Genomic DNA, 14,008 nt, shown 5'->3' with positions numbered 1-14,008 from the left:
ATGAGTGAAGTTCTGACGGCTGGCGGCGCGGTGGCCCTGCGCAAGCCCACTAACCGGGTGCTGAAAAAATTTCTCGGCAATAAAAGCGCGATGATCGGCGCGGTGATTGTGGCGCTGTTTGTGGCGATGGCGCTTCTCGCGCCCTGGCTGGCCCCTTTCGATCCGATCAAAGCCGATTTCCTGGCCGTGCGCAAAGCGCCTTCCGCTATGCACTGGCTCGGCACCGATGAACTGGGGCGCGATATTCTGTCGCGGATGATTTGGGGAGCGCGCACTTCGCTGCTGGCAGGCTGTATTTCCGTGGCGATCGCCATTCTGATTGGCGTCCCGCTGGGGCTGATTGCCGGTTACCGACAGGGCCTGTGGGACGGCGTGATTTCACGCTTTATCGAAGCGCTGCTGGCCTGTCCTTTTTTGATCCTGGCGATTGCGCTGGGCGCTTTTCTTGGCCCCAGCCTGGGTAATGCGATGATCGCTATCGGCCTGTCGGCCATGCCCATCTTCGCCCGCCTGACGCGTGGCCAGGTGATTGCTATCCGTAACGAAGAGTATATCGACGGCGCGCGCGCTATCGGCCTGCCCGATCGCTGGATCGTGCTGCGCTATGTGCTGCCCAACGTGCTGTCGCCGATCCTGGTGCAGGCCACGCTGGCCGTCGCTTCCGCCATTATTACCGAGGCGAGCCTGTCGTTTCTGGGCCTGGGCCAGCAGCCGCCCAATCCTTCCTGGGGCGCGATGCTCAACACCGCCAAAGGCTTTCTTGAACAGGCACCGTGGATGTCCATTTTTCCCGGCCTTGCCATTTTTTTGATTGTGCAGGGCTTTAATTTGCTGGGCGACGGACTGCGCGACGCGCTCGATCCGCGCAACGATTAACTTTAAGGAACCGCTATGAGTGGAATCAGTGATTTTAACGTGGGCTATCCGTCTTATCGCGTGCCGATGATGGGCCGCAACGCCGTCGCCGCCTCGCAGCCGCTGGCGGCACAGGCCGGGATCAAAATGCTCCAGCTTGGCGGTAATGCGGTGGACGCGGCGATTGCGACAGCTATCGCCCTGACCGTGGTGGAGCCGACCGGCAACGGCATTGGCAGCGATGCCTTCGCTATCGTCTGGGACGGCAACGAACTTCATGCGCTGAATGCTTCAGGCCGCGCACCCGCCGCCTGGTCACGCGAAACCTTCGCCCATTTGCAGGCGATGCCGGAGATTGGCTGGGATTCGGTAACCGTGCCGGGCGCGGTGTCCGCCTGGGTTGAGCTGGCGGAGCGTTTCGGTACGCTGCCGTTAACCACGCTGGCCCAGCCGGCCATCGACTATGCGCGTAACGGCTTTCCGGTGTCGCCGCTGATAGGGCACCTGTGGGAACGCGGCTACCAGAAGCTGCGCGATCAGCCAGGCTTTAGCGCCTGCTTTGCGCCCGAAGGCCGTCCGCCGCGCGTCGGCGAGCTGTTCCGCAATCCTCGCCAGGCGGAAACCCTGGAGAAAATCGCCGCCACCAACGGCGAAGCTTTCTACCGCGGCGAGCTGGCGGAAAAAATCGCCGCTTTCGCCAAAGAGCACGGCGCGGCGCTGACGCTGGAGGATTTGCACAACCACCGCGCCGACTGGGTGACGATGCTTTCCCGCCCTTTTGCCGGCGGTTCGGTGCAGGAGCTGCCACCGAACGGTCAGGGCATCGCCACGCTGATGGCGTTGGGCATTCTGGAACAGTGGGATATTGAGCGTTACGAGCCGGATTCGGCGCAGTGGCTGCATCTCTCTATTGAAGCGATGAAGCTGGCGCTGGTGGATCTGGAACGTTATATCGCCGACGAAGAGCATATGGAGTTTCCTGCTGAACTGCTGCTGAGCGACGACTATCTGCGGGAACGCGCCGCGCTGATCGATCCCCATCAGGCCGGCGATTTTACCTTTGGCGCGCCGAAGCAGAGCGGAACGGTTTACCTTTCTACCGCCGATGCTAACGGCATGATGGTGTCGTTTATTCAGTCAAATTATATGGGCTTCGGCTCCGGTGTCGTGGTGCCCGATACCGGCATCAGCCTGCAAAATCGCGGCGCAGGCTTTGTGCTGGAGGAAACGCATCCCAACGTGGTGGCGGCCGGCAAGCGCGCTTTCCATACCATTATCCCCGCTTTCGCACTCGACGGCGACGGCCAGCCGCTGATGTCGTTTGGCGTAATGGGCGGCCCGATGCAGGCGCAGGGGCATTTACAAATGGCGCTGCGCATTATGCTGCATAAGCAGAATCCTCAGGCGGCCATTGACGCGCCGCGCTGGCGCGTGGTGGCGGGCCGGGAAGTGATTGTCGAACCGGCGTTAGATCGCAACGTCATTGCCGCCTTACGAGCGATGGGCCATCACATCGTGGTGGAAGATCCGCTGCAGACCTACAGCTTCGGCGGCGCGCAGGCGATAGTTCGCGATCCGCAGGGATTCTGGATAGCCGCCACCGAAAGCCGCAAGGACGGCCAGGCACTGGTATTTTGAGGCTTATGCTCTGCCTTTGAGCAGCCACAGTTTCGGATTGCCCGTACTGCAACGGGCATGGCCGGCAGATGGGCAAGCGGCGGATCGGCGTACAGGCGGGCTATATCAGTGCCAGAAATGATCCAGTCATCCTGGTGCCGGAACTGGCCGCCCTTTTTCGAAAAGCTGGTAGCTAAATGCGAAACAGCAAAGGCCATGTAGATCACCTTTTCAGAAAGTGGCCCGTTCATAATTCTGCTTTTCTCTTAAAATCTTTCGGGCGGCTATAATATGCCTCCCGAAGGTTTTCCAACCCACAAAATACTATATTGCATAATAGATTCGGGTTAAAATTGCTCATAATGGATTTGCAAATAAAGGAAAGGTGCGATGGATAATGTGGATTTAAGCAAACTTAGCGAAAAGGAAAGGATTTACGTTGAACGTATGTCAGAAGGTGAGGGCTGGACAATACATGAAACCTTAAGGCGCCTGCTCAGAGTTTTTAAAGTTGTCTTACTCATGGTCTTTATTATTACAGCTATTGGTGTTGTTGAGTTTATCAGGTCTGATAATGGTAGCTTTTACTCTTACCTTTTTGTTTACTTTATTGTCCTTGTGGTTTTTTATTTTATGGCCCCCGTAAAATTGGGAGCCAAGATAATTTATTATAAGTTAATATAATTCTTAGCGTTGGTCGTAAATGCTTTTAAGAGTAATGCTATCTCCCAGCGCCTCCAAAGCTAATGAAGGCGCTCCAACAACTTTTACATTTCTGATAAAATCTGATGGCAGATAACGGTAAAGTCGCCAGGAATCTGGTTTAAGAATCATTCTTGCTAAACCATATCCTGAAAGAGATATGTCAGCCACACTATATGCTACACGGCCTGTAGTCGCGCTGAAACCGAGGAATTTGGCAGTTTTCACATAACCACTACGCAAGAATCCTTGTGTATCATTCTGATTAATTTTTATATTTTGAAAACTTTCGTATACATTATTTGCTCCATGCAAAACTATAGTTGCTCCTGCAATAACACCTATTACATTACCGGTGAGTATAGAAGTCACCACTATACCTGCTCCGGCCACTATTTGTCCGGTCCCTATAATCACACCCACACCGTTAATAAAATACCCCCATGTTCCGAGACTATTGGTCAGCTCTGCTGACACCACAACCCTGGCATTTTTAATATTAAGAGAAAGGCTCTGTTCACTAATAAACGCTTTTTCCTGATGTAGATTATCCAGGAAGAACTTGCATTCTCGTTCACTACTGGCTCTGTTAATCGATTTCAGCTGTTCTTCTATAAAACTGCCCATTTCACGATTAAAATTTTCGCGTAATATCAGGCTTTTGATATGCCGTATTCCAGCCTGTCTGGCCATGTCTCTGAGCGCATCCGCCTTACCCATTGCCTGTATGCGGTAAACTTTTTTAAAGCGATTCTTATCCAGATAGTTATCCATAACGATTCCTTGTTATCAGTGCCAGCAATGTATACCACAGCGGTAATGCCAGGCACAAAGCTACGGCGCTTAACCAGAAGCTGAAAATTTGCTTCTGCATAAAACGGGTCTATTCCCGCTGGCAGGTAGGATTTCTGTGCCTATGCCGTTTACAAATTAGCGATTACAGGAAAGATCAACAAACCGGTATAGGAGGAATAACGCTGGCTGGGAGCGTTATATTTGGCATATGAAAGGCTATACAGAATCACAGGATTATTTTTTCGGGGCCCAGAAACGCCCGGCAGCTCGAGCAGAGAAAAGAGAGATACACAGGCTATGGATTTATTCGGATGCCGTAATCCAGGCCCAACATTGCTGGCGCGAACCCCACAAAATTTGTGAAAAAGGCAGCCCGTCCTCTTCATGAAGTCAGGCAAAATCAGGCTGGCCTTCCCGCATGTAAGAAGACATAAGCGACAAGGCTACACAACCTGTGGAAAAGCGACCGCACAGGCAGAAATCTGAGTGCTTTCCAACCGAAAATTAAATTTTCTTCACGTATAAGCAACCGATTTCCGTATCCTCGTCAGTCGAGTTGAACTATTCTTCAGAGGCGACACAGGTCGCCTTTTGCTTGTAGCATTTCTATTACAGGAGTTACTTCCGATGACGACAGGAACCATTCGCGGCTGGACGCGTCTGCTGGCGCCTTTTATGGCGCTGATGCTGGTGTTTCAGCTAACGGGTTGTGGCGATAAAGAAGCGGATCAGCGCAAAGCCTTTATCGATTTTCTGCAAAATACGGCGATGCGCAGCGGCGAACATCTGCCCGCCCTTAGTGAAGATCAGAAACAGCGTGTCGGTAATTACGCCAGCGACTACGCTATTGTTTATGGCTTCTCCCAGCAGGTTAACCGCGCGGTGGATAACGGTCTGAAGCCGGTAGTGGATGAATTGTCTGCTATCCGTGCGCCGCAGGACTACCTGACCCGTCGCGATTCTCTGCGTCAGGCCAGCGGTTCGCTGGAGGTGCTGGCACAACAGATCCAGACGGCGAAAACGCAGGCCGACAGCAGCAAAGCCGGGCTGAAACAGCCAGCGGAGCTGAAAACGGTGTATGACAACCTTTATAACAAGGTCGTCACGCAGCCAGCCGATACGCTGCTGCCGCTGCTGCCTGCATTACAGAAGCTAAGCCAGGACGCGGTGCAGACGGGCGATTTCCTGCAGCAGCAGGGTTCGCAGGTGACCTTTAACGGTCAGACCATACAGTTCCCGACCCAGCAACAGGCGACCCAGTACAACACGCTGATGAGCAATATTTCTGCCAATGCGCATGCGCTTGGTCAGGCGCAAATCGCGCTGCAGGGCCAGTAACATTTTGCTGCGGGCCGCTCGCTTTAAACGGCCCGCCTCTTCTTCCGCTCAACAGCCCTTATCAGTCACAGACAAGTTTCGCTCAACAGCCCTTTTCAGCCACAGACCATTTCGGCTCATCAGCCCTTCACAGCCACAGACCATTTCCGCTCAACAGCCCTTCTCAGCCACAGACCATTTCGGCTCAACAGCCCGTATCAGCCACAGACCATTTCGGCTCATCAAACCTTCTCAGCCACAGACAATATTAGCGGTTGCCCAGCCGCTGTAAATAAATTGTGAACCACATCACGTATCAGGCATAAAGTCCCGAAAACAAAGTGTGATATCAATCACATAACACTCCCAGGCAAGCCCATTTAATAAACAGCACCAGCCTGTTTTTTGTCCTTTATGTGATCGGCTTCACGTAAAAACCCCCTGTTCACCGCGCTATGTGGTGATAGAGATCACACTTTACCCGGTGGCTACGCAGCGCTGCGGACGCGTGCTAGAGTCCGCCTGCACAGGGCAACGTTTTAAACAAAAATCAGCGCGCTCTCTTGTCGGCGCGTACCAATAAGGGGTGTGCTTGTATGTCCTCATCAGATATCAAGATTAAAGTGCAGAACTTTGGTCGCTTTCTGAGCAATATGGTAATGCCAAACATCGGCGCCTTTATCGCCTGGGGTATTATCACGGCGCTGTTTATTCCAACCGGCTGGCTGCCAAACGAAACTATGGCCAAGCTGGTTGGCCCAATGATCACTTATCTGCTGCCGCTGCTGATTGGCTACACGGGCGGACGCCTGGTCGGCGGCGATCGCGGCGGCGTAGTAGGTGCCATCACCACCATGGGCGTGATCGTCGGCGCGGATATGCCGATGTTCCTCGGCTCCATGATTGCCGGGCCGCTGGGCGGCTGGGCGATCAAGAAGTTCGACCGCATCGTTGACGGCAAAATCAAAAGCGGCTTCGAGATGCTGGTCAACAACTTCTCTGCCGGTATTATCGGGATGCTGCTGGCGATCCTGGCCTTCCTGGCTATCGGCCCGCTGGTGCAAGGCCTGTCGCATATTCTCGCCGCTGGCGTGAATCTGATGGTGCAGAATAACCTGCTGCCGCTGACTTCCATCTTTGTTGAACCAGCGAAAATCCTGTTCCTGAACAATGCTATCAACCACGGCATCTTCTCGCCGCTGGGCATTCAGCAGGCCAGCGAAGCCGGCAAATCTATCTTCTTCCTGATTGAAGCTAACCCAGGCCCCGGCATGGGCGTGCTGATGGCCTATATGTTCTTCGGTCGCGGCAATGCTAAACAGTCCGCTGGCGGCGCGGCTATCATCCACTTCCTGGGCGGTATCCACGAAATCTACTTCCCTTATGTGCTGATGAACCCGCGCCTGATTATCGCCGTAATCCTGGGCGGCATGACCGGCGTCTTTACGCTGACGCTGCTGAACGGCGGCCTGGTTTCTCCGGCCTCTCCGGGTTCTATCCTGGCGGTGCTGGCGATGACGCCAAAAGGCGCGTACTTTGCGAACATTGCTGCGATCGTAGCGGCTTTTGCCGTCTCTTTCGTGGTTTCCGCTATCCTGCTGAAAACCAGCAAGGTGAAGGAAGAGGATGATATTGAAGCGGCAGCACGTCGCGTCACTGAAATGAAGGCGCAGTCCAAAGGCCAGACCGTGTCCACCGCCACGGCCACCGATGCCATGAACGGCGACCTGAGCCACGTGCGTAAAATCATTGTTGCCTGCGATGCCGGTATGGGCTCCAGCGCCATGGGCGCAGGCGTGCTGCGTAAAAAGGTTAACGATGCCGGACTGAGCAATATTTCCGTGACCAATACCGCTATCAACAACCTGCCGGGCGATGTGGATCTGGTGATTACCCACCGCGATCTGACCGAGCGCGCGATACGCCAGGCGCCGCACGCGCAGCATATCTCGCTGACCAACTTCCTGGACAGCGGCCTGTATACCGACCTGACTTCGCGTCTGGTGCAGGCAAACCGCAGCGAGGGCCACCGTGAAAAAGTGACCGCCGCGCTGAGCGACAGCTACGACGACGGCGAGCAGCATCTTTTCAAATTGGGCGCAGGCAACATCTTCCTCGGCAATCACGCTACCGATAAAGAGCAGGCGATCCGCTTTGCGGGCGAGCAGCTGGTGAAGGGCGGCTACGTGGAGCCGGAATATGTTAATGCGATGCTGGATCGCGAGAAGCTCACGCCAACCTATCTGGGCGAGTCCATCGCCGTGCCGCACGGCACCATCGAAGCGAAAGATCGCGTGCTGAAAACGGGCATCGTGTTCTGCCAGTATCCGCAGGGCGTGCGCTTCGGCGAGGACGAAGAGGATATCGCTAAGCTGGTTATCGGCATCGCGGCCCGTAATAATGAGCATATTCAGGTGATTACCAGCCTGACCAACGCGCTGGATGACGACAGCGTCATCGCCCGCCTGGCGACCACCAATGACGTGCAGGAAGTGCTGGATCTGCTGTCAGGCAAGCCGTCAGCGTAAGCGCACCGGATATTACCCCAGGGCCGGGCATGCCCGGCTCTTTTTCGGGTCGGGCCTGTCCGGCCTTTCATTAATATGGGAAAAATTATGAAAGCTCTTCATTTTGGCGCCGGTAATATCGGTCGTGGTTTTATCGGCAAGCTGCTGGCAGACGCGGGCGTACAGCTCACTTTTGCCGACGTTAACCAGGTGGTGCTGGATGCGCTGAACGCCCGTCACGAATACCCGGTGCACGTGGTAGGCGAGCAGGCGCAGGTAGAAATCGTTAAGGGCGTCAACGCGGTCAACAGCGCCAGCGACGAGATTATTCCACTGATTGCGGAAGTGGATCTGCTGACCACGGCGGTCGGCCCGCAAATTCTGGAACGCATCGCGGGCGGCGTCGCCAAAGGGCTGGTGCAGCGTCATGAAAGCGGCAACGCGCGCCCGCTGAATATTATCGCCTGTGAAAATATGGTGCGCGGCACCAGCCAGCTGAAAGACCACGTGCTGAAAGCGCTGCCGGAACAGCATCACGCCTGGGTGGAAGCGAACGTCGGCTTTGTCGACTCGGCCGTGGATCGTATCGTCCCGCCGTCCGCCGCCGGCACCACCGATCCGCTGGAAGTCACGGTAGAAACCTTCAGCGAATGGATCGTCGATAAAACCCAGTTTAAAGGCGAACCGCCTACCATTGCAGGCATGGAGCTGACCGATAACCTGATGGCATTTGTCGAGCGTAAGCTTTTCACGCTGAATACCGGCCATGCGATTACCGCCTATCTGGGCCAGCTGGCAGGCCACGCAACCATTCGCGATGCCATTCTGGACAAGAAGGTGCGCGCCATCGTTCAGGGCGCGATGGAAGAGAGCGGCGCGGTACTGATTAAGCGCTATGGCTTTGAAGCGGCAAAACATGCCGCCTATATCCAGAAAATTTTAGGCCGTTTCGAGAATCCTTATTTGCAGGATGATGTGGAGCGAGTGGGACGTCAGCCGCTGCGCAAGCTGAGCGCGGGCGATCGCCTGATCAAGCCGACGCTGGGCACGCTGGAGTATCAGCTGCCGCACGACAATCTGGTGAAAGGGATCGCCGCCGCCCTGCACTACCGCAGCGATCAGGATCCGCAGGCGCAGGAGCTGGCCGAGCTGATTAACCGTCAGGGCGTGCAGGCCACGCTGGCGCAGGTTTCCGGCCTGGAGGCCGAAAGCGAAGTGGTGAAGGCGGCGGTCGCGGCCTGGAACGAGATGGCGTAACGGCAGGCCGGGCCAGTAGGCGGCCCGGCTTTTCCCGCCACGTTGAGTACGGTTTTACGGATAAAATGATGCAGGCTCTGATGGAAAAACCCCAGGCTTTTGAAAATCGGGTGCTGGAACGCCTGAACGCCGGCCGCACGGTCAAAAGCTTTTTCGCGGCGGCCGTCGAGCTGTTGGGCGAAGCGATCGATCTGTTGGTGGTACAGGTGTTCCGCAAGGATGACTATGCCGTAAAGTACGCGGTAGAGCCGCTGCTGTTGGGCAACGGCCCGCTGGGCGAGCTGTCGGTTCGGCTGAAGCTGGTATATGGTCTGGGCGTAATCGGCCGACATGAGTACGAAGATGCCGAGCTGCTGCTGGCGCTGCGTGAGGCGCTGAACGACGACGGCACCGACTACCGCTTTACCGACGACGAGCTGCTTGGCCCGGTTGGCGAGCTGCACTGCGTTGACGCGCTGCCGCCCCGCCCCGATTTCAGCAGCGCCGATGCCGAACTGCGCGCCATGCTGCAACAGCGCTACCAGCAGATGGTACGCTCGACGCTGGTGCTGTCGCTGACGGCGCTGATTTCCCCTATCGGCACCCGTCAGGCTTTCAAAAAGTAACCCGCGCTTCCTGCTCTTCCCTGCGCTTTCGTGTATCCTTGCCCCATGATCCACTCTACGGTTAATGATAATGAAAGAACAAATCCAGGCAGAAATTAAAATGCTCAGCGACAAGCTGGATGCCCTGACGCGTAAGGAGCCGCTGCTGCTGGAATCCGGCGATGCGGAAAAACTCGGCGAGCTGCTGAAAGAAAAAGAGAAGCTGGTTATCGAGCTGGAACGCCTGCGCGGCGCACGCGAAGAGAAGCTGAGCAAAGAGGCGCAGAAGCTGAAACAGCTGCCTTTTAACCGTGCCATCACCAAAAAAGAGCAGGCCAATATGGGCGCGCTGAAGAAAAGCGTACGCGGCCTGATCGTGGTGCACCCGATGACCGCGCTGGGCCGCGAAATGGGACTGACCGAGGTAACCGGCTTCGCGAAAGCCGCTTTTTAATCCTCAGGCGGGCGCCAGCCGCGCCCGCTTTCTTAAAACCGCCAGTTAACGCCAGCCGTCGCGCTCCACGGCGATTCAATATGACGTCCCTGCATATAACCTGCGCTAACGTGCAGCGAAAGCGTTGATGACAGCGCCGCTCTGACCCCTGCCTGATAAACGCCCCGGCTGCCGCTCAACTCGTTTTTGAAAGACTCGCCGTTTATCCTGACGCGATTTTTAGTCACCGTTTCCCTTTCCAGGCCGATGCTGGCCCAGGGATGCAGCAGCGTTTCCCTGACCTGTATCGCATACTCCGTGCTGACGCCGACAGCGCCCGTCAGCGACCGCTGCGGCCCGATGCGCGCCTTCATGCCGTTATTCAACGACAGCGTGCTGCTGTTGCTCGTAAAACCGGTTACGCCGATCCACGGCGTCACTTTCGCCGCCCCGACCAGAAAGTGTTTGCCCGCCTTGATGCCGGTGCCGATGCCCGTGGTGTTAAAGCTGCCGTTGGCCGCGCCGCCGCTGGTCATGCGCGCGCGCACCTCGTGCGTAAAGCGGTTGAGCTTGAGAACGCCATACAGCCAGTAACCGGCATCATGCTGCCAGCTGCCGTAAAACCCGCCGGACCAGCTGTCGATATCCGCCTTGCCAATCCCTTTGCCGCGAAAACGCATATCGCTGTGACCATAGCTGAAGAATACACCCTGCCACGCCGCGCTTTCCGCTCCCTGCTGCGCCCGATCGATGCCGATAGTCAACGAGTTGAGGCTGAGCCGATAATCCGCGCCCGCCTCGTTGCTGACGTTCAGTCGACCGTTGCGCACCGTGCCCCAGACGTTATGGTCATGTTCAGGGAAGTCGCTATTGGCAAGGCGCTCGCTGAGCGTTTCCAGCTCCTGACGGAATATCAGCGGATCGACGGTCGCTACCGACAGCACCGCCGCTGCGGCAGGCGTAATGACATAGTCAGCGGGCGGCGACGGCTCTACGGCCGCCTCCTCTCCGGACGTCCCGTCCTGCTCGTCTGGCGTCACATCCGGCTGGTTATCAGGTAAAACGTCCGCCTGATTATCCGGCGCGTCTTCATCCTCTGTCGGCGCGTCCGTTTGCGCGTCGTCAGCCGGGGAAGGTTTTTCCGCCTCCTCATCCGAATCTGGATCTGGATCGTCTTCGGCCTCCGCTTTATGCGGCGTCAGCGACCAGCCGCCCTGGCCGTCAGCAATCAGATAATATTGATAAGTACCCAGATCCACGACCTCACCGCTGTTCGCCAGCGCAAACGTCGCGTCGCCATCGCCAATCTGGATAACCTGAAGGCTGTCGCTATGGGTTGGGCTGACGCCGTTGTCGATCACATAAAGCGCGAAATCACCGGTCGCGCGGCCCGTCACCGTCAAAAAATCGCCCTGCAAGGCGGAAATTTTCGTATCCATCAGAAACGTGCCGCTGCCGGACAGCGTTTTCAGGGTCAGCGTGGAATAGCCTTTGGGATCGTAAATAACCGTGCCGCCTGCCAGGGCGACATCGCCCAGGGCAAAATAATACTCGCCGCTAAAGGAAGCGTTGCTGGAAAGGTAGACCGAGCCGGACACGTGATAGCTCGCCTTATCCGTATCGGCGCCGGTAACGATAATAAGGCGCCCTGCGTCATTTACCGTAATATTCCCCTGTAATGAGGACAAAACTTCAGGATTGATATTATTAGGCGTAACAATCAGCGAGCCATTTATGGTGGCATTATTAATAGTCCCGGAGTTCAGATTTCCATATCCATTGCTGTTTATGGTTAAATTTTCCGAGTAGGCCTGCCGGGTGCCGCCCAGAAAGTACGTCCCGCCATTGATAACGGTATCGATATCGCTGCCTTCAACATTGACGAAATAGCCGCTGTTTAGCGTTGTATTTAGCGTTTTCCCGGTCTCCATCCAGAAACGTCCGGCATTAACAGTGGTGTTTTTCATTACCGAACTGGAACCTTCCATATAAATATGGTCCAGCTTACCGGCATTAATCGTCCAGCCCTCCGTCTGCACATAATTATTAATAACAACAAGCGCAGCGCTTTCAATCAGCGCGTTATTCGACAGGGCGTAGCTGTTCGCCTGGCCTGCCAGCAAAAAGGCGCCGCCCGATTTTACCGTCGTCGCGCTATCCTTACCGCCGTTGTTTTGTAACTTCCCACCGTTGTTCACCACGGTACTGTCAGTAACGCCGCCAGCGTTGATTATCTGCACGCCTCCGGCATCGATAGTGGTATGCATAGTGGTCCCGTATACCTGCTGCGTGCTTTCCCCATCGGCACTGCCGATGATTTCGCCCTCCACCAGCACGCCAGCGGCGACGTTTTCCGTAAACGCCACGGATACCTCAGGAAGCAGCAAAAGGATGAACGAAGCCGCGACACCTGATAATATCGATTTTGTCGTTTTCATGATTGCTCATTTTCCATCAGAAAATAAAATGAATGAAACGACGCGCGGTATGTGTTGACGCACATACCGCTTCCCACCCGCTTGCTACCGGCCAGAATGTTTCATTCGATTGTTTTAACGCTACAAATTAAGCGTAAATACTATTCATAAACCCCCACTCTTATCCTTATATAAAAGAAAGATAATTTCCTGATATGCGCGATATAATCACCCTGAAACAAAACAAATTAAAGACATCCGCCTATCACAGAGGAAACTTTATTTTAACAGAGTATCTTTATACCAAAACAGGGCGGAAAGAAAAGCGCGCTTTTACGGCGTTTATTTTCGGAGAAAAAAGATAAGATAAGAAAAAGAAAGGAGATTAACGTCATTACCAGGAAAACTCCTGGCAATTTTTATCGTAAAAAAACCCGCACGGGCGGGCTTTTATCGTCTTTATTTTTTCGCCTGCTGTGCCGCCAGCGTGGTAAACCACGGTGCGACGAAATCGGTTGATTCACCCCAGCCAGGAATAAGCTTATTCAGCGTGGCGACATTCACCGCCTGTCCGGCCAGCTGCTCCTGCGTGATAGCCGATGCCTTGAACTGATAAGTCGCGGGCGTTGCTTCGCCTGCCAGCTTGTTCGCTATCAGCCGCATATTGACCGCGCCAATCAGTTTGCTGTCCACCGCGACCGTCTGCTTCCAGGGGCTGTTTTTCTCTCGCATCAGCTGGAGATCCTGGTTAGAGGCATCGATGCTGTAGAGTTTGATCTCGGTCCGGCCGTTTTCCTGGAGCGCTTTATAAGCGCCCTGGGCAAAAGCGTCCCAGGCCCCCCAAATCGCGTCAATTTTGCCTTTAGGGTATTTAGCCAGGATCGCGCCCACCTTGTTCGCGGTATCGCCCTGCACGTCAGAAGAGACCGCGCCGATAGATTCCAGCTGATGGATGCCCGGATTGGCCTGCAGCACTTTTTCATAGACCACCTGACGGCGCTCCATGGCCGGAAAGCCCGCGACCCACAGCTTGACGATATTGGCTTTACCGCCGCTGTCTTTCACCAGGCGATCGAGCGAAAGCTGCGCCAGCGACGCGTCATCCTGCGCGGTCACGGTTACGCCCGCTATCGGCTGATTAACCGGCGTGTCGAACACCGACACTTTAATGCCCGCATCGGCAATACGCTTTACCAGCGCCGTTGCGTAGGGATCTTTGCCGTGCGACAGAATGATGCCGTCATACTTCTGGCTGATGGCCTGCTCCACAAAATCCTGAAAGCGGGCGTCGTCGCCGTTGCTCAGAAAGGCGCTGACCTTAAAGCCCAGCTGGCGGCCCTGCTGGATAGCGCCCGCGACAAACTGGGTGGTGTTGTCGTCAGATCCCAGATTGCGGATCACCGCCACGCGAACGGGGCCGTTATGGCTGGCGATAGCGGCAGGCACCGCAGCCGTATCGGCAAAGGCGGTAGTGCTGGCCAGCAGGCTGACGGCCAGCAGTGAAAGCGTTAATTTTTTCATCGT

The 14,008-nt window shown here is 55.5% G+C and carries 11 protein-coding genes; 8 read left to right on the top strand and 3 right to left on the bottom strand.

The window, feature by feature from the left end:
* The 3 genes from AB6T85_RS09130 (at position 1) to AB6T85_RS09120 (ending at position 3,156) form a co-directional block, all read left to right on the top strand.
* Positions 1–876 (top strand): ABC transporter permease, encoded by an 876-nt coding sequence (locus tag AB6T85_RS09130; RefSeq protein WP_253456648.1) that lies wholly within the window; start codon positions 1–3, stop codon positions 874–876.
* 15 nt (positions 877–891) lie between these two features.
* Positions 892–2,493: a gamma-glutamyltransferase family protein gene (locus tag AB6T85_RS09125; protein WP_253456651.1), complete on the top strand. Its 1,602-nt coding sequence runs from the start codon at positions 892–894 to the stop codon at positions 2,491–2,493.
* 369 nt (positions 2,494–2,862) lie between these two features.
* On the top strand, positions 2,863–3,156 hold the full coding sequence (locus AB6T85_RS09120) for a hypothetical protein (RefSeq protein WP_253456654.1): 294 nt from the start codon (positions 2,863–2,865) through the stop codon (positions 3,154–3,156).
* Between the two features lie 3 nt (positions 3,157–3,159).
* Here AB6T85_RS09120 and AB6T85_RS09115 read toward each other — a convergent pair whose 3' ends face one another.
* Complete coding sequence (locus tag AB6T85_RS09115; RefSeq protein ID WP_369895350.1) at positions 3,160–3,948, bottom strand: DUF4225 domain-containing protein; 789 nt, start codon at positions 3,946–3,948, stop codon at positions 3,160–3,162.
* Positions 3,949–4,596: 648 nt separating this feature from the next.
* Here AB6T85_RS09115 and AB6T85_RS09110 point away from each other — a divergent pair.
* The 5 genes from AB6T85_RS09110 to AB6T85_RS09090 all read left to right on the top strand — a co-directional run bounded on the left by AB6T85_RS09110 (position 4,597) and on the right by AB6T85_RS09090 (position 10,088).
* Entirely contained in the window at positions 4,597–5,307 is a 711-nt protein-coding gene (locus tag AB6T85_RS09110) for a DUF3053 domain-containing protein (protein ID WP_253456659.1), read from the top strand.
* 575 nt (positions 5,308–5,882) lie between these two features.
* Positions 5,883–7,814 carry a PTS mannitol transporter subunit IICBA gene (locus AB6T85_RS09105; RefSeq protein ID WP_369895348.1) on the top strand — a complete coding sequence of 644 codons (1,932 nt, stop codon included), beginning with the start codon at positions 5,883–5,885 and terminating at the stop codon, positions 7,812–7,814.
* 87 nt (positions 7,815–7,901) lie between these two features.
* A complete protein-coding gene (gene mtlD, locus AB6T85_RS09100) occupies positions 7,902–9,050 on the top strand; it encodes a mannitol-1-phosphate 5-dehydrogenase (RefSeq protein WP_369895347.1) in 1,149 nt (382 codons plus the stop codon).
* Between the two features lie 65 nt (positions 9,051–9,115).
* Entirely contained in the window at positions 9,116–9,655 is a 540-nt protein-coding gene (locus AB6T85_RS09095; RefSeq protein ID WP_253456667.1) for an MltR family transcriptional regulator, read from the top strand.
* A 70-nt stretch (positions 9,656–9,725) separates the two neighbouring features.
* Positions 9,726–10,088 carry a YibL family ribosome-associated protein gene (locus AB6T85_RS09090; protein ID WP_253456670.1) on the top strand — a complete coding sequence of 121 codons (363 nt, stop codon included), beginning with the start codon at positions 9,726–9,728 and terminating at the stop codon, positions 10,086–10,088.
* Positions 10,089–10,120: 32 nt separating this feature from the next.
* Here the strand turns inward: AB6T85_RS09090 and AB6T85_RS09085 are convergent, their stop codons facing one another.
* Together AB6T85_RS09085 and AB6T85_RS09080 are read right to left on the bottom strand one after the other, a co-directional pair.
* Complete coding sequence (locus AB6T85_RS09085) at positions 10,121–12,505, bottom strand: autotransporter outer membrane beta-barrel domain-containing protein (RefSeq protein ID WP_369895345.1); 2,385 nt, start codon at positions 12,503–12,505, stop codon at positions 10,121–10,123.
* A gap of 438 nt (positions 12,506–12,943) precedes the next feature.
* Positions 12,944–14,005, bottom strand: coding sequence for a sugar ABC transporter substrate-binding protein (locus AB6T85_RS09080; protein ID WP_369895344.1), 1,062 nt, complete (start codon positions 14,003–14,005; stop codon positions 12,944–12,946).
* Between the last annotated feature and the right edge of the window lie 3 nt (positions 14,006–14,008).

Origin of the sequence: Erwinia aeris (assembly GCF_041224955.1) — a bacterium.
Taxonomy (GTDB): Bacteria; Pseudomonadota; Gammaproteobacteria; order Enterobacterales; family Enterobacteriaceae; genus Erwinia; species Erwinia aeris.
This window is presented reverse-complemented; position numbering and strand designations above follow the sequence as displayed.

Excerpts from the sequence above, each read along its gene's own strand:
- AB6T85_RS09115 (WP_369895350.1), bottom strand. The coding sequence starts at position 3,948 with ATGGATAACTATCTGGATAAGAATCGCTTTAAAAAAGTTTACCGCATA.
- AB6T85_RS09090 (WP_253456670.1), top strand. The coding sequence starts at position 9,726 with ATGAAAGAACAAATCCAGGCAGAAATTAAAATGCTCAGCGACAAGCTG.
- AB6T85_RS09085 (WP_369895345.1), bottom strand. The coding sequence starts at position 12,505 with ATGAAAACGACAAAATCGATATTATCAGGTGTCGCGGCTTCGTTCATC.
- AB6T85_RS09095 (WP_253456667.1), top strand. The coding sequence starts at position 9,116 with ATGATGCAGGCTCTGATGGAAAAACCCCAGGCTTTTGAAAATCGGGTG.
- AB6T85_RS09105 (WP_369895348.1), top strand. The coding sequence starts at position 5,883 with ATGTCCTCATCAGATATCAAGATTAAAGTGCAGAACTTTGGTCGCTTT.
- mtlD (WP_369895347.1), top strand. The coding sequence starts at position 7,902 with ATGAAAGCTCTTCATTTTGGCGCCGGTAATATCGGTCGTGGTTTTATC.
- AB6T85_RS09120 (WP_253456654.1), top strand. The coding sequence starts at position 2,863 with ATGGATAATGTGGATTTAAGCAAACTTAGCGAAAAGGAAAGGATTTAC.
- AB6T85_RS09080 (WP_369895344.1), bottom strand. The coding sequence starts at position 14,005 with ATGAAAAAATTAACGCTTTCACTGCTGGCCGTCAGCCTGCTGGCCAGC.
- AB6T85_RS09110 (WP_253456659.1), top strand. The coding sequence starts at position 4,597 with ATGACGACAGGAACCATTCGCGGCTGGACGCGTCTGCTGGCGCCTTTT.
- AB6T85_RS09130 (WP_253456648.1), top strand. The coding sequence starts at position 1 with ATGAGTGAAGTTCTGACGGCTGGCGGCGCGGTGGCCCTGCGCAAGCCC.
- AB6T85_RS09125 (WP_253456651.1), top strand. The coding sequence starts at position 892 with ATGAGTGGAATCAGTGATTTTAACGTGGGCTATCCGTCTTATCGCGTG.